Annotated in this window: 11 protein-coding genes and 1 pseudogene; 2 read left to right on the plus strand and 10 right to left on the minus strand. The window is 71.9% G+C overall.

Going from position 1 to position 16,801, the window contains the following annotated elements:
* Positions 1 to 28 precede the first annotated feature (28 nt).
* The 6 genes and pseudogenes from fabI to V5F49_RS06095 all read right to left on the minus strand — a co-directional run bounded on the left by fabI (position 29) and on the right by V5F49_RS06095 (position 9,050).
* A complete protein-coding gene (fabI, locus tag V5F49_RS06070) occupies positions 29 to 844 on the minus strand; it encodes an enoyl-ACP reductase FabI (RefSeq protein ID WP_394115988.1) in 816 nt (271 codons plus the stop codon).
* A pseudogene (locus tag V5F49_RS06075) lies at positions 841 to 3,192 on the minus strand (DUF3141 domain-containing protein). Before V5F49_RS06075 ends, fabI begins: the two are co-directional and overlap by 4 nt.
* Entirely contained in the window at positions 3,117 to 4,337 is a 1,221-nt protein-coding gene (locus V5F49_RS06080) for an acetate/propionate family kinase (RefSeq protein WP_394115987.1), read from the minus strand. Before V5F49_RS06080 ends, V5F49_RS06075 begins: the two are co-directional and overlap by 76 nt.
* 16 nt (positions 4,338 to 4,353) lie before the next feature.
* Positions 4,354 to 5,325, minus strand: a complete 972-nt coding sequence (locus V5F49_RS06085; RefSeq protein WP_394115986.1) for a phosphate acetyltransferase — start codon at positions 5,323 to 5,325, stop codon at positions 4,354 to 4,356.
* Between the two features lie 121 nt (positions 5,326 to 5,446).
* Complete coding sequence (locus V5F49_RS06090; RefSeq protein WP_394115985.1) at positions 5,447 to 7,195, minus strand: SulP family inorganic anion transporter; 1,749 nt, start codon at positions 7,193 to 7,195, stop codon at positions 5,447 to 5,449.
* 316 nt (positions 7,196 to 7,511) lie between these two features.
* Positions 7,512 to 9,050 (minus strand): CoA-acylating methylmalonate-semialdehyde dehydrogenase, encoded by a 1,539-nt coding sequence (locus tag V5F49_RS06095; RefSeq protein ID WP_394115984.1) that lies wholly within the window; start codon positions 9,048 to 9,050, stop codon positions 7,512 to 7,514.
* Positions 9,051 to 9,167: 117 nt separating this feature from the next.
* On the opposite strand from V5F49_RS06095, the gene V5F49_RS06100 reads away from it, so the two are divergent.
* Positions 9,168 to 10,058 carry a LysR family transcriptional regulator gene (locus V5F49_RS06100; RefSeq protein WP_394115983.1) on the plus strand — a complete coding sequence of 297 codons (891 nt, stop codon included), beginning with the start codon at positions 9,168 to 9,170 and terminating at the stop codon, positions 10,056 to 10,058.
* Here V5F49_RS06100 and V5F49_RS06105 read toward each other — a convergent pair.
* A complete protein-coding gene (locus V5F49_RS06105) occupies positions 10,045 to 10,938 on the minus strand; it encodes a LysR family transcriptional regulator (protein WP_394115982.1) in 894 nt (297 codons plus the stop codon). The two genes, V5F49_RS06100 and V5F49_RS06105, sit on opposite strands and share 14 nt — an antisense overlap.
* A gap of 112 nt (positions 10,939 to 11,050) precedes the next feature.
* Here V5F49_RS06105 and V5F49_RS06110 point away from each other — a divergent pair, with 112 nt between their 5' ends.
* Positions 11,051 to 12,718, plus strand: coding sequence for a GMC family oxidoreductase (locus tag V5F49_RS06110; protein WP_394115981.1), 1,668 nt, complete (start codon positions 11,051 to 11,053; stop codon positions 12,716 to 12,718).
* 778 nt (positions 12,719 to 13,496) lie between these two features.
* Here the strand turns inward: V5F49_RS06110 and V5F49_RS06115 are convergent.
* The 3 genes from V5F49_RS06115 to V5F49_RS06125 are packed head-to-tail and all read right to left on the minus strand — an operon-like array spanning position 13,497 to position 16,778.
* Positions 13,497 to 15,047: an acetate--CoA ligase gene (locus V5F49_RS06115; protein WP_394115980.1), complete on the minus strand. Its 1,551-nt coding sequence runs from the start codon at positions 15,045 to 15,047 to the stop codon at positions 13,497 to 13,499.
* 47 nt (positions 15,048 to 15,094) lie between these two features.
* Positions 15,095 to 16,519, minus strand: coding sequence for an amidase (locus V5F49_RS06120; RefSeq protein WP_394115979.1), 1,425 nt, complete (start codon positions 16,517 to 16,519; stop codon positions 15,095 to 15,097).
* Between the two features lie 49 nt (positions 16,520 to 16,568).
* Positions 16,569 to 16,778: a hypothetical protein gene (locus V5F49_RS06125; protein WP_394115978.1), complete on the minus strand. Its 210-nt coding sequence runs from the start codon at positions 16,776 to 16,778 to the stop codon at positions 16,569 to 16,571.
* Positions 16,779 to 16,801: the final 23 nt, after the last annotated feature.

Genomic DNA, 16,801 nt, shown 5'->3' on the forward strand with positions numbered 1-16,801 from the left:
ACCCCTTTTGGGGAGGGCGCCCGGACGGTCACGCCATGATGGAAAGCCCGCCGTCCACGTAAACGGTCATGCCGGTGAGGCGCCGCGCGAACGGCGTCGCGAGGAAGGCGGTGGTCAGGCCCACGTCGTCGATATCCACCAGCTCTCCGATGGGCGCGCGCTGGGTCGCCTCCGCCAGCAGCACGTCGAAGTCCTTGAGGCCGGACGCCGCGCGGGTCTTCAGCGGGCCGGGCGAGACGGCGTGGACGCGGATGTCCTTCTGCCCCAGCTCGAACGCGAGGTAGCGCACCGTGCTCTCCAGCGCCGCCTTCACCGGGCCCATCAGGTTGTAGTTGGGCACCACCTTGTCGGCGCCGTGGTAGCTCATGGCCAGGAGCGTGCCGCCCGCCGGCATCAGCGGCTCGGCGAGACGCGCCATGCGGATGAAGGAATGGCAGGAGATGTCCATGGCGAGCCCGAAGCCCTCGGCGGAGGAATCCACCAGCCGTCCCTGAAGGTCTTCCTTCGGCGCGAAGGCGATGGAATGGAGCGCTATGTCGAGCCCGCCCCATTCCGCGCCGATGCGCGCGAACACCGCCTCCAGGTCACCTGCCCGGCTCACGTCGCAGGGGGCGATGATGCTGGCCCCCAGCGCCTCGGCCAGCGGCTCCACGTGGGGCCGCGCCTTGTCGTTGAGATAGGTGATGGCGAGGTCGGCGCCGAGCCGGCGGAACACGCGGGCGCAGCCGTAGGCGATGGAGTGCTCGTTGGCGATGCCCAGAACGAGCGCCTTGCGCCCCTTCAGGGCCGAGCCCAGGAGCTCGGCGCCGGGCAGATCGAGCGGTGCGGAGCCGGGGGCGCTCATACCGCCTGCCCCCCGAACGACGGGAAGGGAATGACCTGCGCCACCGGCGCCAGCACCTGCCGGACCTCGGCCACGAACGCGGCGGTTCCCGGGCCGAACCCGATGTGGGTGGACAGGCGATCCAGCAGCGCCACGAGATGGGCGCGGGCCTCGGACGTGGGCAGCAGGGCCGGCAGGGTGGCGAGCGCCTCGTCCGGCGCGTGCTCGACGATGATCGACTGGCGCCGGATGATGGCCTGGGCCTGGTCGGCCGGCAGCGCCAGCAGGCCCACCTCCTGCCCCACCAGCTCGCGGATCTGCTTGAGCACCGACAGGCGCTGCTGGCCTTCCCCATGCTTCTGCGCCAGCAGGCCGACGCGCACCGCCGCCTCGGTGAAGCCGCCCTCGCGGATGGCGGCAAGGGCAGCGGAAACCTCGGCCGGCGCCTGTTCCACCAGCGTGGTGCTGGTGGGCGCCGTCAGGTCGGGATCGAGCATGGCGAGGGTGCCGTAGAGACGGAAGAACTCGGTCTCCACGGTGGCATCGCGCAGGCGGCGGAACACGTCCCAGCCGGCGGTGATGGCGCTCGCCATGAAGGTCTCAGCCGCCACGTGCGGACCGGCCTCGTTGCGCGGCGTGCGCTGGCTGCGGGCGAAATCGGCGAGCGGGGCCATCGCCTTGAGCGCGGGGTTGAGGTCCGACAGGCCCCAGCGCGCCACCCTCAGCGGATGCAGCGCGCGCAGGACGCGACCCATCTCCGGCGTCACCACCGCCGAGAGGGCGGGGTGCACGAAGGTCTCGTAGGCCCGCGCGTTCACCTCCGAGACGTTGGCCACCACCTCGAACGGGATCTCGTCGTGCCGGTCGTACTTCTGCAGCAGGCGCAGGTCCTCGACCCGGCGCTCGGTGAGGGTGACGTCGTACTTCAGCTCGCCGCTGGAGCGATCCTCCTCGATGGTCATGCCGTAGAGGCCGGGCGCCAGCGCTTCCACATACTCGATCAGATCGACGATCTGCGCATGCTCGCGGCGCGCGATGGCGCCGGAGACGAAGATGCCCAGGTGGCCGATGGACTGGTGCATGAGGCCCACCACCACCTGTCCGGCATCCTTGAGCGCCTGCGTGGTGGGGTAGACGTCCGCCACCCAGTTGATGGCCTGCTGCGGCGGGGTGATGTTGTCGCCCAGCGAGGCGAAGACGATGATGGGCGAGCGCACCGCCTTCAGGTCGAAGGCCTTGCCCGGCGCCCATTCCGCCTTGCCCGCGGCGAGCTTGTTGCCGACGAACAGGTTCTCGACGATCCACTTGATCTCGGCCCGGTTCATCAGGAAGTAGCCGCCCCACCAGCGCTCGAACTCCAGGAAGCGCGCCGGCTCGGTGTCGACCTTGGAATAGAGCGTGTAATACTTGGTGAAATAGGTGTTGGCCGGGTTCAGATACTCGAAATTGTCCACCAGATAGGCGCCGTCGAACACCCCGCCGCCCAGGTCGCTGGCGAGCGAGGCGGTCCACGCGCCGCCGAGCACGCCGCCGGCGTAGCGCATGGGATTTTCGGCATCGTTGCCGGCCTAGTAGGACATGGGCGCCCCGTTCACCACGATGGGCCCCACGTTGTCCGGGTCGAGCGCCGCCACCAGCATGGCGGCCCAGCCGCCCTGGCAGTTGCCCATCACCACCGGCTTGTCGCGGGTGGGATGGCGCTCGCGCACGATGCGCACGAACTCGGCCTCGGCCAGCGAGACGTCGGCCAGCGTCTGCCCGGGCACCGGCTCGGGGAAGAAGATGACCATGTAGACGGCATGCCCGGCCTTCAGCGCGAAGCCGACCTCCGAATCCGCCTTGAACCCGCCGATGCCCGGCCCGTGGCCGGCGCGCGGATCGATGATGAGGAACGGCCGCTTGTCCGGGTCCAGCGCCACGCCGTCGGGCGGCAGGATGCGCACCAGCGCGTAGTTGCACGGCCGGGCGAAGGCGCGGGCGTCGGCGATGGTCTCGTAGTCGAAGGCGAGCAGCGGCGGCTTGCCGGCCTTCTCGTGGGCGATCCAGTTGTTGCCCCGCTGGCGCAGCGTGTCCCAGAAGATCAGCGAGCGCTGCGCCGCGTCGAAGGTGTAGGACACCGTATCGCGCCAGGCGGAGGCGGGGTCCTGCGGGCGGACCGCGGTGGCGAAGGCGCTTGCCGCGCCGCGCATGGTCTCGCCATAGGCCGCCACCGCCTCGCCGAGGCGCAGGCGGTAGATTTCGGCGACGCGACCATAGACCTTCATCATGTCCAGGGGATGCATCCGATCCTCCTTCAGCCCGCGACCGGCCGTTCGATTGACGTCGTGCCCTCGGCGAGCACCGCGCGCATCTCGCGCACGATGGTCCATTCCTCGTCGGTGGGGATCACATAGGCCTGCGGCCCGTCCCCCCGCGTGATGCGCGTGGCGCCGGCGCGGTTGGCCTCGGCGTCGAGCTCGAAGCCGGCCCAGCGCAGGGCGGTCACCACCTCGGCGCGGGTCGCGGGATCATTCTCGCCGATGCCGGCGGTGAAGACGAGCCCGTCGATGCCGCCCAGCGCCGCCACCAGCGAGCCGGCCTCGCGGTTGATGCGGTAGACGAACAGGTCGATGGCGCGCCGCGCGCCCGGTTCCGCCTCCGCCCGCTCGCGCAGCTCGCGCATGTCGTTGGAGATGCCGGAGACGCCGAGGAGGCCGCATTTGGTGTAGAGGAAATGCTCGGCCTCGGCGGCGCTCATGCCGAGCTCGCGCTGCAGGTAGAATACCACGCCCGGATCGATGGTGCCGCAGCGCGTCCCCATCATCAGCCCGTCGATGGCCGAGAAGCCCATGGTGGTGGCAAGGCTGCGCGAGGCCTGGTAGGCGCACAGGCTCGCGCCCGATCCGAGGTGCGCGGCGATCACCCGGCCGCGCGCGAGCCGCTCGTCCACCTTGGGGAATTGGGTGGCGAGGTACGCATAGGACAGGCCATGGAAGCCGTAGCGCTTCACCCCCGCATCGGTGAGCGACTGGGGGATGGCGAACAGCTGCGCCATCTCCGGCATGGTGCGGTGGAAGGCGGTGTCGAATGCCGCCACCTGCGGCAGGCCCGGCACCCGCCGGGCGATGATGCGGATGGGCTCCAGGCTGCGCGGCTGGTGCAGCGGCGCAAGCGGCGAGAGGGTGTCCAGCTCGGCGATGATCTCGGGAGTAAGCCGCACCGCGTGGGTATAGTTGGGCCCGCCGTGCACCACCCGGTGGCCGACGCCGGTGAGCTGGTGCCCCCCGCGATGGGCGGACAGCCAGTCCGAGAGATGGGCCAGCGCCTCCTCGAACCCGAATGCGGTGTCGCGCGGCCAGCGCTCCTCGCCGGCGATGGCGCCCTCGTGATCCCTGACCTTGAAGTGGGGATCGGTGCCGAGCCCCTCGAACAGGCCGCGATAGATGCGGTTGGGCACGTCCGCGCCGTCATCCAGGAACACCTGGAACTTGAGCGAGGACGATCCGGCGTTGAGGACGAGCTGCACCCTGGCCACGACCGGCCCTCCCCTCTCAGACCTCCGCCAGCCGCGCGGCCGCCCGCTGCGCCTCGGCCAGCAGCGAGGCGACGGCGCACGAGGCGAGGCGGGTGGTCTTGGAATCGGCCCGGCTGGTGAGGATGATCGGCACCCGCGCCCCGAGCACGATGCCCGCGGCGTCCGCCCCGGCCAGGAACGACAGGCTTTTCGCCAGCATGTTGCCGGCCTCGAGGTCCGGCACCACCAGGATGTTGGCGCGCCCGGCCACCGGGGAATGGATGTGCTTGATCTCGGCCGAGCCGAGGTCGATGGCGTTGTCGAGCGCCAGGGGCCCGTCCACGATGCCGCCGGTGATCTGGCCGCGGTCGGCCATCTTGCACAGGGCCGCGGCCTCGATGGTGGACGGCACGCTGGGGTTCACCGTCTCCATGGCCGAGAGCACCGCCACGCGCGCCTCGTCGAACCGCAGGGCGTGGGCGAGCTCGATGGCGTTCTGGACGATATGCTGCTTGTCCTCCAGACCCGGCGCGATGTTGATGGCCGCGTCGGTGACGATCAGCGCATCCGGGTGGGTCGGGACATCCATGACGAAGCAATGGCTGATGCGGCGCGCGGTCCGCAGCCCGGTGTCGCGGGCGACCACGGCGCTCATCAGCTCGTCGGTGTGGAGCGAGCCCTTCATGAGGGCGTCGGCCTCGCCGCAGCGCACCAGCTCCACCGCCTTGGCGGCGGCATCGTGGCTGTGGGCGGCGGCCACCTGCCGCACGGCGGAAATGTCGGCGCCCGCCGCAGCGGCGGCGGCGGCGATCTTGGCCGGCGGGCCGACCAGGATGGGCTCCACCAGCCCCAGCCCGGCGGCTTCCAGCGCCGCCCCCAGGGAGACCGCATCGCAGGGGTGCGCCACCGCCACCCGAAGCTTCGGCAGGGCGCGGGCCGCGGCGATCAGGCGGTCATACTTCTGATGACGTGGGGCGGTGTCCTCGGCAGCCAGCATCGCGGACGGCATCAACGTCTCCCTCTGCAAACCCCGCACCGCCGCCCTTGGCAACCCGGTCCGGGACCTGCCCGGCCGGCTGGCATCGGTGAAGGCTATGCACGGGCAAGCCTTGCGTGTTCCATGACACAAATCAACCGTCGGGCGTTCCGGATGCGGCGTCCGACGCCGGCGAGGGCGCGGCAGGGGCCTCCGACAGCGCCCGCACCGCCTGCCGCAGCGTCGGATGGATCTCGATGGCGTCGGGACTGAAGCCGCGCGCCTCCATCCAGTTGCGCCATTCGGTCTGGCGCCCTGCCCCCACCAGCGCGATGCCGCGCGCGGCCAGCGTGTCCGTCAGCTCCTTGAGGGTGAACAGGCCGGTCACGTCCACCTCCGTCACCGGCAGCAGATCCAGCACTACGGCGCGCGGCGCGCCGGCGCCGGCGGCGGCCAGCAGGGCGTGGCGGAAGTGGCCGGCATTGAAGAACACCAGCGGTCCGTTGAAGCGGAAGATGATGATGCCCTGAGGGGCGGTGGCGGTCTGGTGCCGGGAGAGGGCATGAAACCCGTGCATCCCCTCCACCTTGCCGAGGATCTCGACCCGCGGCCGGGCGGTGGAGCGCAGGAACCGCAGCAGCGCCAGCACCACCGCCACGAGGATGCCCCTGGTGGCGCCGAGCATCACCACGCCCAGCGTCGCCAGCAGGCAGATCACCGCCTCGCCCCGGTCGGCGCGGGCGATGAGCACGACGGTGGCGCGGTCCATGAGGGAGAGGCCGGCCATCACCAGCACCGCCCCCAGCGCCGCCACCGGCACGTAGCGCAGCGGCTCGGTGAGGAAAACGAGCACCAGCCCCACCGCCAGCGCCGCGAACAGGGCGGTCGCATGGGTGCGCCCGCCCGCCGCGTCCGCCATGGCGGTGCGCGAATCGGCGCCGCTGACGGCAAAGCCGTGGGTCAGCGCGCTCACCACGTTGGCCGCCCCGAGCGCGGCGAAATCCTGGTCCGGGTCCACCTCATAGCCGTTGCGGGTGGCGAACGAGCGGGAGGTGAGCATCAGGCTGGTGAAGCTCACCAGCGCGAGGCCGCCCGCGGCCGGCAGCAGGGAGGCGAGCGCATCCGGATCGAGCCGCACCGGCGTCAGGCCCGGCAGGCCGGCCGGCACAGCGCCCAGGGTCTTCACCCCGTGCAGGTCCAGGTCCAGCAGGAACACGGCGAGCCCGGTCCCCGCCATGGCCAGGACAGCCGCCGGAAACTTCGGCAGCAGCCGGCCGCCGGCCAGCATCAGCGCGAACGCGCCGAGCGCCACCAGCAGGGTGGGCAGATGCGTCTCCCCGAGCCGCAGGACGAGATCGGCGGTGGCGCGCAGCACGTGGTCGCCCTGCGCCGCGATGCCGGTGATCTTGGCCAGCTGGCCGAGCACGATGGTGAGCGCGATGCCGTTCAGGAAGCCCACGAGGATGGGCCGCGAGAGGAAATCCGCCAGCACGCCGAGCCGGAGGAAGCGGGCGAGGATGCAGATGACCCCGGTCAGGAGCGCCAGCTGCGCCGACAGCGCGGCATAGGTGGCGGGATCGCCCGCCGCCAGCGGCGCCACGGCCGAGGCCACCACCGCGCAGGTGGCCGCATCCGGCCCCAGCACCAGCTGGCGCGAGGAGCCGAACATCGCATAGGCCACCAGCGGGAAGACGCAGGAATAAAGCCCCACCTCCGGCCGGAAGCCGGCGAGCTCGGCATAGGCGATGCCCACGGGGATCGCCACCGCCGCCACGGCGAGGCCGGCGCGCAGATCGGGCGCGAGATCGGACCTGCGATAGGCGAGGAGCGCCGCAAGGCCGGGCGCCCAGCGTGCGAGAGCGGCTCGTCCGGGCGCCTCGCGCCCGATGGCATCGCGCGACACCGGTTCCTCCCCTCGACTTCGGCGCCGGTACCGGCCCCGGCGCGTTTCGCCCAGATCTAGACCACGCGCTCGCCTGCGGATAGCCGGCTCGCTGGTCGCGGGACTGGGGAGAGGTAAACGGAGAGGAAAGGAAGACCGGCCGGATCGCGTGCGGGGGTAGCGATCCGGCCGGCGCTGCCTCGGGAGGTCTCGTGCAGCGCGGTATCATGTTTTGCCCGGACCGACCCGCCCCGCATCCCCCAAACGGAGGAAGTTGTCGCGAAGGCGCGTGATTGCTCGCAGCCCGGGCCGGGAAGCACCCTGCCCGGGCGCGCCGTCAGCGCATGGTCGGCATCACGAAGTCGGCGCCGGCGCGGATGCCGGTGGGCCAGCGGGTGGTGATGGTCTTCAGGCGCGTATAGAAGCGCACGCCCTCCGGCCCGTGCATGTGATGGTCGCCGAACAGCGAGGCCTTCCACCCGCCGAACGAGTGGAACGCCATCGGCACCGGGATCGGCACGTTGATGCCCACCATGCCCACCCGGATGCGATGCGCGAACTCGCGCGCGGCGTCGCCATCGCGGGTGAAGATGGCGGTGCCGTTGCCGAACTCGTGGGTGTTGATGAGGTGCGCCGCCTCGTCATACCCCGCCGCCCGCACCACGGAGAGCACCGGGCCGAAGATCTCCTCGCGGTAGATCCGCATGTCCGCCGTCACGTGGTCGAACAGGGTGCCGCCGATGAAGTATCCATCCTCATAGCCCTGGAGCTTGAGGCCGCGCCCGTCCACCACCAGCTTCGCGCCCTCGACGACGCCCTGGTCCACATAGCCGGACACCTTGTCGAGATGCTGGCGCGTCACCAGCGGGCCCATCTCCGCCTCGGGATCGGTGCCGGGGCCGACCTTGAGCGCGCGCACCCGCGGCTCCAGCTTCGCCATCAGCGCCTCGGCGGTGGCCTCGCCCACCGGCACCGCCACCGAGATGGCCATGCAGCGCTCGCCGGCCGAGCCATAGGCCGCGCCCATGAGCGCATCCACCGCCTGGTCCATGTCGGCGTCGGGCATGATGATCATGTGGTTCTTGGCGCCGCCCAGCGCCTGGCAGCGCTTTCCGGTGCGCGCGGCAGTCTCGTAGATGTAGCGGGCGATGGGGGTGGAGCCGACGAAGCTCACCGCGTCGATGTCCGGGTCGTGAAGGATGGCGTCCACCGCCGTCTTGTCGCCCTGGACCACGGCGAACACGCCGTCCGGCAGGCCCGCTTCCTTCAGCCATTCCGCCAGCAGCAAAGCGGCGGAGGGATCGCGCTCCGACGGCTTCAGGATGAAGCAGTTGCCGCAGGCGAGCGCCACCGGGAACATCCACATGGGCACCATGGCCGGGAAGTTGAACGGGGTGATGCCGGCGACAATGCCGAGGGGCTGGCGCACCGCGTGGCTGTCCACCCGCGTGCCCACGTCCTCGGTGATCTCGCCCTTCAGCAGCTGCGGCGCGCCGGTGGCGAATTCCACCACCTCCATGCCGCGCTGGATCTCGCCCTTGGCATCCGAGAGCACCTTGCCGTGCTCGGCGGTGATGACGGCGGCCAGCACGTCGATGCGCTCCTCGAGGATACGCAGGAAGGCGTTCAGGATGCGGGCGCGGCGCAGGGGTGTAGTGGCCGCCCAGCCGGGCGCGGCGGCCTTCGCCGCCTCCACCGCGGCCCGCACCTCCGTTTGCGACGCCAGCGCCACCTCGCCCGAGCGGGCGCCTGTGGCGGGATTGAACACCGGCGCGCTGCGGCCGCTGGTGCCGGCGACACGGCGGCCGGCAATGTAGTGCGGGATGGCGACGGGCGCGGCGGAGGGAGAGGCGGCAGAAGCGGAAAGCGCGGACATGATGCGTGGTCCCGTGCTGGGGCGGCGGTGCCGCCGGAAGGGAGCACCTGTCATCACGCTTCAACTCGCGCTCATCAACACTTTCTCCGCATCATCCATTGTGCAAAATTTGAAGCCATGGATTGGGACCACCTGCGCATCTTCCTCGCCGTCGCCCGCCACGGGCAGCTGCTCGCGGCCGCCCGCCGGCTGGGGTTGAACCATGCCACCGTGGCGCGCCGGCTTGATGCGCTGGAACAGGCGCTGGGCGCGCCATTGTTCGATCGCCGGCCCGCCGGCTGCGTGCTGACCCAGGCGGGCGAAATGCTGCTGCCGGCGGCCGAGCGGATCGAGGCCGAGATGCTCGGCGTCGCGGAAACGCTGCGCACGGAGGCAGCCGCCGTTTCCGGCACGGTGCGGGTGGGGGCGCCGGACGGGCTCGGCAATTACTTCCTCGCCGCCGAATTGGGGGCTCTGGCGCAGCTCCATCCCGACCTCGTGGTGGAACTGGTGCCGCTGCCGCGCACCTTCTCCCTCTCCCGGCGCGAGGCGGACCTTGCCATCGTGCTCGACCGGCCCACCGAGGGGCGGCTGGTCGTGTCGCGCCTGTCCGACTACACGCTGGGCACCTACGCGGCGCGCGACTACCTCGCCCGCCACGGCACGCCGCAGGCGCCCGAGGATCTCGCCGCCCATGTGGTGGTGACGGGCGTGGAGGACCTCGCCTATGCCTCCGCCCTCGACTATTCGGACGTGCTGGAGCGCCACGCCGCCCGGCGCTTCCGCTGCGCCAGCGTGGTGGGGCAGATGGAGGCGGTGCGGGCCGGAGCCGGCATCGGCGTGCTGCACGATTTCGCCGCCGCCCTCCACCAGGACGAACTGGTGCGCATCCTGCCCGCCCTCGCCTTCCGCCGATCCTATTTCCTGCTGGCGCATCCCGACACGGCCGGGGTGCGTCGCATCGCCGTGCTGCGGGAATTCATCGCCCGCCGCTTCCGCGAGGCCCGCGCCCGCTTCATCGCCGGATGAACAGGGCGCGGTCGGCCCGCACCCGGGCGGTGATGGCCCCGAGCACCGCCTTGATGCGGTTGAGGTGCCTCAGGTCGTCGTGCACCGAGATCCAGTAGCTGCGGGTCAGCAGCACCTCGCCCGCAAGCAGCACCTCCAGCTGCGGATGGGCGGCGGCGAGAAAGGTGGGCAGGACGCCGATGGCCGCGCCGCTCGCCACCGCATTCACCTGCGCGATGACGCTGGTGCTGCGCGCCACCGGGCTCACCGCCACCCCCTCCTTCAGGGTGGAGAAATCCAGCGCGGCGGTGAACAGCAGCTCCGGGATGTAGCCGGCGAACAGGTGGCCGGCGAGGTCGGCAAGGCTCGCCGGCCGGCCGCGCCGGGCGCAATAGGCGGCGGTGCCGTAGAGCTCCAGCGTGTAGTCGGTGAGGCGCTTCACGCTCACCTGTCCCGCCGCCGGCCGGTCGAGGGTGATGGCGATGTCCACCTCCCGGCTCGCCAGCGAATAGGCGCGCGGCAGGGCGACGAGCTCGGTCTCCAGCCGCGGGTTGTCGGCGGAGAGCTCGGCGAGGTGGCTCGCCAGATAGCCGACGCCGAAGCCCTCCGGCGCGCCGATGCGCACGCGGCCAGCCACCTGCATCTCGTCCTCGCCGAGGCCGACGATCTTGCGCAGCACGAGGGATTCGATCTCCTCCGCCGCCTGCGCCAGCTTCTGCCCGTGCTCGGTGATGACGGTGCGCCGCCCGGCGCGGGCCACCAGCGCCGCCCCCACCTGCCGCTCCAGCCGCGCCACCCGCCGGCCGACGGTGGTATCGTCGATGCCCAGCGCGCGCCCGGCCGCCGCCATCTGGCCGGTGCGCGCCAGCTGGAGGAAGATACGCAGGTCGTCCCAGTCCATGCCCGTTCCCGATAGCCTGCATTTTTGCAGAATGGTCCCGAGTTTATCGGCCTTGAATGCAAATTTCCAAGCTGGGATCAAAGAGGCAATCAAGCGCGAGGGGAGAGACGCCATGGAAGCCACCGACCGCCCGGCGGAGCGCCTGGAAGGCGAATTCGACTATATCGTCGTCGGCGCCGGCACCGCCGGCTGCATCGTCGCCAACCGCCTGTCGGCGGACCCGAGCCACCGCGTGCTGCTGCTGGAGGCGGGCGGGCGCGACAACTGGATCTGGTTCCACATTCCGGTGGGCTATCTCTTCGCCATCGGCAATCCGCGCGCCGACTGGATGTTCCGCACCGAGGCCGAACCGGGCCTGAACGGGCGCTCCCTCGCCTATCCGCGCGGCAAGGTCATCGGCGGCTGCTCGGCCATCAATGCCATGATCTCCATGCGCGGCCAGGCGGCGGACTATGACCACTGGCGCCAGCTGGGCCTGCCCGGCTGGGGCTGGGACGACGTGCTCTCCTCCTTCAAGGCGCTGGAGGATCATTTCCTCGGCGCCAGCGACATCCATGCGGTGGGCGGCGGCTGGCGCATCGAGGCGCCGCGCATCTCCTGGGACGTGCTGGACGCCGTGGGCGAGGCGGCGGCGCAGATGGGCGTGCGCAAGGTTCCCGATTTCAACACCGGCGACAACGAGGGCGTCGGCTATTTCCACGTGAACCAGAAGCGCGGGCGCCGCTGGTCGTCCGCGCGCGGCTTCCTCAAGCCCGCCCTCTCGCGTCCCAACCTGCGGCTGGAGACCGGCGTGCTGGTGGACCGGCTCGTGATCGAGAACGGCCGCGCGGTGGGCGTGCGCTACATGCAGGGCGGGCGGATGGTGGAGGCGCGGGCGCAGGGCGAGGTGATCCTTTGCGCCGGCGCCATCGGCTCGCCGCAGGTGCTGCAGCGCTCCGGCATCGGACCGGGCGAATGGCTCGCGCCGCTCGGCATCGCGCCGGTGCTGGACCGCCCCGGGGTCGGGCGCAACCTGCAGGACCACCTGCAGCAGCGCGCCATCTACAAGGTCCACGGCATCCGCACCCTGAACGAGACCTATTATTCCCTGCCGCGCCGCGCCCTCATGGGACTGGACTATGCCCTGCGCCGGCGCGGACCGCTGACCATGGCGCCCTCGCAGCTCGGCATCTTCACGCGCTCCGATCCGCACCAGGAGCGGGCGAACATCCAGTTCCACGTGCAGCCGCTCTCGCTCGACAAGTTCGGCGAGCCGCTGCACCGTTTCCCGGCCATCACGGTGGCGGCGTGCAACCTGCGCCCGACCTCGCGCGGGGAGGTGCGGCTGGCGTCGCGCGCGCTCGATGCGGCGCCTGCCATCGCCCCGCACTATCTTTCCACCGACGCGGACCGGCAGGTGGCGGCGGACGCCATCCGCGTCACCCGCCGCCTCATGCGCCAGCAGGCGCTCGCCCCCTACCGGCCGGAGGAATACCTGCCCGGCCCCGCCGTGGGCGACGACGACGCCTCGCTGGCGAAAGCCGCCGGCGATATCGGCACCACCATCTTCCACCCGGTCGGGACCGCGAAGATGGGACGGCCGGAAGACCCCGGCACGGTGGTGGATGCGCGCCTCAGGGTGCTGGGCATCGGCGGCCTCAGGGTGATCGATGCCTCCATCATGCCCACCATCACCTCCGGCAACACCAACACTCCCACCGCCATGATCGCCGAGCAGGGCGCGCGCATGGCGCTCGAGGATGCGCGTGCCAGCACGGCTCCGGTGGCGCAGGTGGCGTGAGGGGGCGCCTGGCGGGATGGTGGCGACGCCGCGCCCCGGAGGCGGCCGACGGCGCCCGGCGCGACCCTTGGTGGATCGACGGCGCATGCCAAAGCGGCAGCGGGTCCTCGTGCCCATGGCTGGCTCGCACATCGGCTGGCTCGCACATCGACCGGTCGCGCGGTGGGGCGACCGTGAGCCGCCCTCTCTGGCCGGTGAGTATCGGAACTGGCACGCCGCAGCCGCGCGGCAGGCTGACGGCGCTTCCCGCCCGTTTCGCGGGCCGCCGCGTGGAGCTTGCGTCGGCACGGGTCAAGCACGGGCCAAGGCCCGCAGCCGGCGGCCGGCCCTTTCCGGTCGCCCCTCAGCCCCTGAGCGCGCGGCGCTGGACCTTGCCGGAAGCGGTGTGCGGCAGCTCCGCGACGAAGCGGTAGGCCCGCGGGCGCTTGTAGTCGGCGAGGGCGCCTGGCGGGATGGTGGCGCGCCGCGCCCCGGAGGCGGCCGACGGCGCCCGGCGCGACCGTTGGTGGATCGACGGCGCATGCCAAAGCGGCAGCGAGCCCGCGTGCCACGGCTGGCTCGCACATCGGCTGGCTCGCACATCGACCGGTCGCGCGGTAGGGCGACCGTGAGCCGCCCTCTCTGGCCGGCGAGTATCGGCACAGGCACGCCGCAGCCGCGCGGCAGGCTGACGGCGCTTCCCGCCCGTTTCACGGGCCGCCGCGTGGAGCTTGCGTCGGCGCGGGCCAAGCACGGGCCAAGGCCCGCATGCCGGCGGCCTGCCCTTTCCGGTCGCCTCTCAGCCCCTGAGCGCGCGGCGCTGGACCTTGCCGGAAGCGGTGTGCGGCAGCTCCGCGACGAAGCGGTAGGCCCGCGGGCGCTTGTAGTCGGCGAGATGGAGCGCCGCATGCGCCTCCAGCGGCGCGGGATCGGGCGGAACGCCGTCCCGCAGCACCACGAAGGCGGTGATGACCGAGACATCGCCCGCGCCGGTCTCCGTCACCGCCACCTCGGCGACGTTGGGATGGCCGGCAAGCGCCCGCTCCACCTCCTCCGGCGCCACCCGATAGCCGAAGGCGTTCATCTGGTCGTCGGCGCGGCCCTCGTACCAGAGGTAGCCATCGGCATCGAAGCGGGCCACGTCGCCGGTCAGGAACCACGCCCCGCGCATGGCGGCGGCGGTCTCCTGCGGCAGGCCCCAATAGCCAAGCATCAGCCCCGGATCGGAGCGATGGACGGCAAGGATGCCCGCATCCCCCACCGGCAGCGGCGCATCCGCCCCCGGCGCGTCCGGCTCCACCGGCAGCACCGCCACCCGGCGGCCGGCCTGCGGCTTGCCGGGGCTGCCGGGCCGGGTCGGCACATGCGGGCCGGACGAGACATAGGTGGAGATCTCGCTCATGCCGAGCGCCTCATAGAGCGGGCGGCCGGTGGCGGCGAGCCATTCGGCATGGAGCGCCGGCTTCAGCGCCTCGCCGGCGGTGAGCCCGTGGCGCAGCTTGGGAAACCGCGCGGGCGTGATGCGTGCATATTTCAGAATCCGCCGGTAGAGACCGGGCACCGCGGCGAACAGGGTGGCGCCGGTGGCCTCCAGGAGGTCGGGCCAGGCCTCGGGCGGGCGCTCGCCCAGATGCACGACGGAGGTGGCGCCCACGGACCACGGGTCCATCAGCCCCGCGCCCAGCGTGTAGGTCCAGTTGAACGCCCCGGCGTGGAACAGACGGTCGTCCGGCTTCAGACCGTACCAGCCCTCGCGCATCGGCCTGCGACCCAGCACCACCCGCTGCGCATGGGCGACGCCCTTGGGCCGGCCGCTGGTGCCCGAGGTGTAGACGAGGAAGGCGAGATCGTCCGGCGCGGTGTCGGCGAAGCCCGCCGGGGCCGAAGCCCCGAGCGCCGCCGTGTCTCCCGGCCCGAGCACCACCGCCCCGCCCGCAGCGGACGGCATGGCGCCGGAGCCGTCGCCGATCACCAGCCCGGCGCCGGAATCGGCGAGGATGAGGTCCACCTCCGCCTGGGTGAGCATGGTCGAGGTGGGAATCGGCGCGAGGCCGGCGGCGATGGCGCCGAAGAACAGCAGAGGGAATTCCGAGGTATTGCCCACCCGCAGCAGCACCCGCGCGCCACGCGGCAGCCCGTAGCCCGCGAGCCCGCCGGCGGTGCGGGCCACCGCCTCCCTGAGCGCGCCGTAGCTCCAGGTCTCGACGATGTTGCCCTCGGGACCGTCCGCAACAAGCAGCGCCGGCCGCGCATCGGCCGCCCCCTGATCGAGGCAGTAGCGGGCGAGGTTGAAGCCCGTCCCGGACCATCCGGGTCCGGTCGCGGGGGGCAGTTCGGCGGTCTCAGTCATGTCCGGGATCTCGACCGGTCGCGGGGGGCTGGCATCCGGCGATCCGCTCAGGCGAGCGGACCGCAGCCGGGCGGCAGGAGGGTGTGGAAACCGGTGCGGCGCTGGTAGGCATCGCCGGCCCGCAGCAGCGCCGGTTCGCTGAACGGCCGCCCCACCAGCTGGAACGCCGCCGGCAGGTCGTTGGCGGTGAAGCCGCACGGCAGCGACAGGCTCGGCAGGCCCACGTAATTGATGCCCCGCGTCATGGTGGTGACGCGGCCGAGCACCACGCCCTGCTCCTCCAGAGTGCCCGCGGTCGCCTCGGCGATGGAGGGCACCGGCACGGGAAGGGTGGGCATGTGCACCATGTCCGCCTCGCCCATGGCGCTGGCGAGCCAGTCGCGGGCGATGGCGCCGCGCATCATCAGCGCCTCGGCATAGCGGGTGGCCGGCAGGGCGAGGCCCGGCAGCATGCGGGCACGCACCATGGCGCCGTAATCCTGCGGCCGCTCCGCCAGCCAGCGCCGGTGCAGGGTGGCCATCTCCACCACCATCACCACCTGCATCAGCGCGTTCACGAGCGCCATGTCGGGGCTGCGGGTCTCGATGATGCGGGCGCCGGCGTCGCGCAGCACCGCGCGGCTGTCGTCCAGGAGCGCGGCGATCTCCAGGGTGGCGAGCTCGGTGTAGTAGCCGGACGGCACGGCGACGGTGACGCCCCTGAGGTCGCCGTTCAGCCCGCCCTCGAAGTCCAGCGCCGGGGCCGGAAGGGTCGAGGCATCCCGCGCGTCCGTGCCGGCGATGACGGTCATGATGCGGGCCGCGTCGCGCGCGGTGCGCGTGAGCGGGCCGATGGAATCGAGGCTCGGCGCCAGCGGCATGGCGCCATAGAGCGGCACGAGGCCGTTGGTGGGCTTCAGCCCGGTCACGCCGCACATGGCCGAGGGATGGCGGATGGAGCCGCCGGTATCCGAGCCGAGGGCGGCCGGCACCAGCCGCGCCGCCACCGCCGCCCCCGAGCCGGAGGACGAGCCGCCGGAGCCGTACTGCGTGTTCCACGGGCTGAGGCCATGGCCGAGCTGGGCGTTGAAGCCGGTGGGCGAGAGCGCGAACTCGGTGAGGTGGAGGGTGCCGAGATCGAGCGCGCCGGCGGCGTCCAGCCGCTCCAGCACGCTGGCGGTGATGTCCGGCACGAAGTCGCGCCGGATCAGCGAGCCGCCGGTGCAGGGGCGGCCGGCGCGGTAGATCAGATCCTTGTGCGCGAGCGGCACGCCGGCGAGCGGCCCCAGCGGCTCACCCTTGGCCCGGGCGATATCGACCGCGCGCGCCGATGCCCGCGCCGCCTCGGCATCGATGCGGATGATGGCGTTGAAGCGCGGGCCGAGCGCGGCGAGCCGGGTCAGGGCCTCATCGGCCAGCGCCTCGGCGGTGACGGCCCCGTCGGCGACGGCGTCCGCCATCTCCACGACGCCGAGAGTGAAATGCCCGCTCATGCCAATGTCTCCCGCGCGCCGGAAAAGAGGAAAACCGTCCGGGGCGCGCTCATTCCCGCGCCTTCCCCGTGCCGGCGAACTCGACCAGCAACGTGGCGAAGCTCCACGGCGCGCCCTCCATGGCCGGCCGGGCATCCGCCGCGGCGGCGACACGTCCGTTCAGCTCCTGCGCCAGCGTGGCGATGGCCCGCGCCTCGTCGGGGCTGAGCGTGACGCCGTTATCGCCCTGGACGCGGGCGGCGAGTTCGTCCTCGGTCATGGATGGCTCGTCTGTGTGGGGGA

The sequence above is a fragment of the Xanthobacter lutulentifluminis genome, from assembly GCF_043194675.2.
Taxonomy (GTDB): domain Bacteria; phylum Pseudomonadota; class Alphaproteobacteria; order Rhizobiales; family Xanthobacteraceae; genus Xanthobacter.

Coding starts and splice junctions, on each gene's coding strand:
- V5F49_RS06120 (WP_394115979.1), bottom strand. CDS start 16,519: ATGAGCGGGCATTTCACTCTCGGCGTCGTGGAGATGGCGGACGCCGTC.
- V5F49_RS06110 (WP_394115981.1), top strand. CDS start 11,051: ATGGAAGCCACCGACCGCCCGGCGGAGCGCCTGGAAGGCGAATTCGAC.
- V5F49_RS06105 (WP_394115982.1), bottom strand. CDS start 10,938: ATGGACTGGGACGACCTGCGTATCTTCCTCCAGCTGGCGCGCACCGGC.
- fabI (WP_394115988.1), bottom strand. CDS start 844: ATGAGCGCCCCCGGCTCCGCACCGCTCGATCTGCCCGGCGCCGAGCTC.
- V5F49_RS06085 (WP_394115986.1), bottom strand. CDS start 5,325: ATGCCGTCCGCGATGCTGGCTGCCGAGGACACCGCCCCACGTCATCAG.
- V5F49_RS06095 (WP_394115984.1), bottom strand. CDS start 9,050: ATGTCCGCGCTTTCCGCTTCTGCCGCCTCTCCCTCCGCCGCGCCCGTC.
- V5F49_RS06115 (WP_394115980.1), bottom strand. CDS start 15,047: ATGACTGAGACCGCCGAACTGCCCCCCGCGACCGGACCCGGATGGTCC.
- V5F49_RS06100 (WP_394115983.1), top strand. CDS start 9,168: ATGGATTGGGACCACCTGCGCATCTTCCTCGCCGTCGCCCGCCACGGG.
- V5F49_RS06125 (WP_394115978.1), bottom strand. CDS start 16,778: ATGACCGAGGACGAACTCGCCGCCCGCGTCCAGGGCGATAACGGCGTC.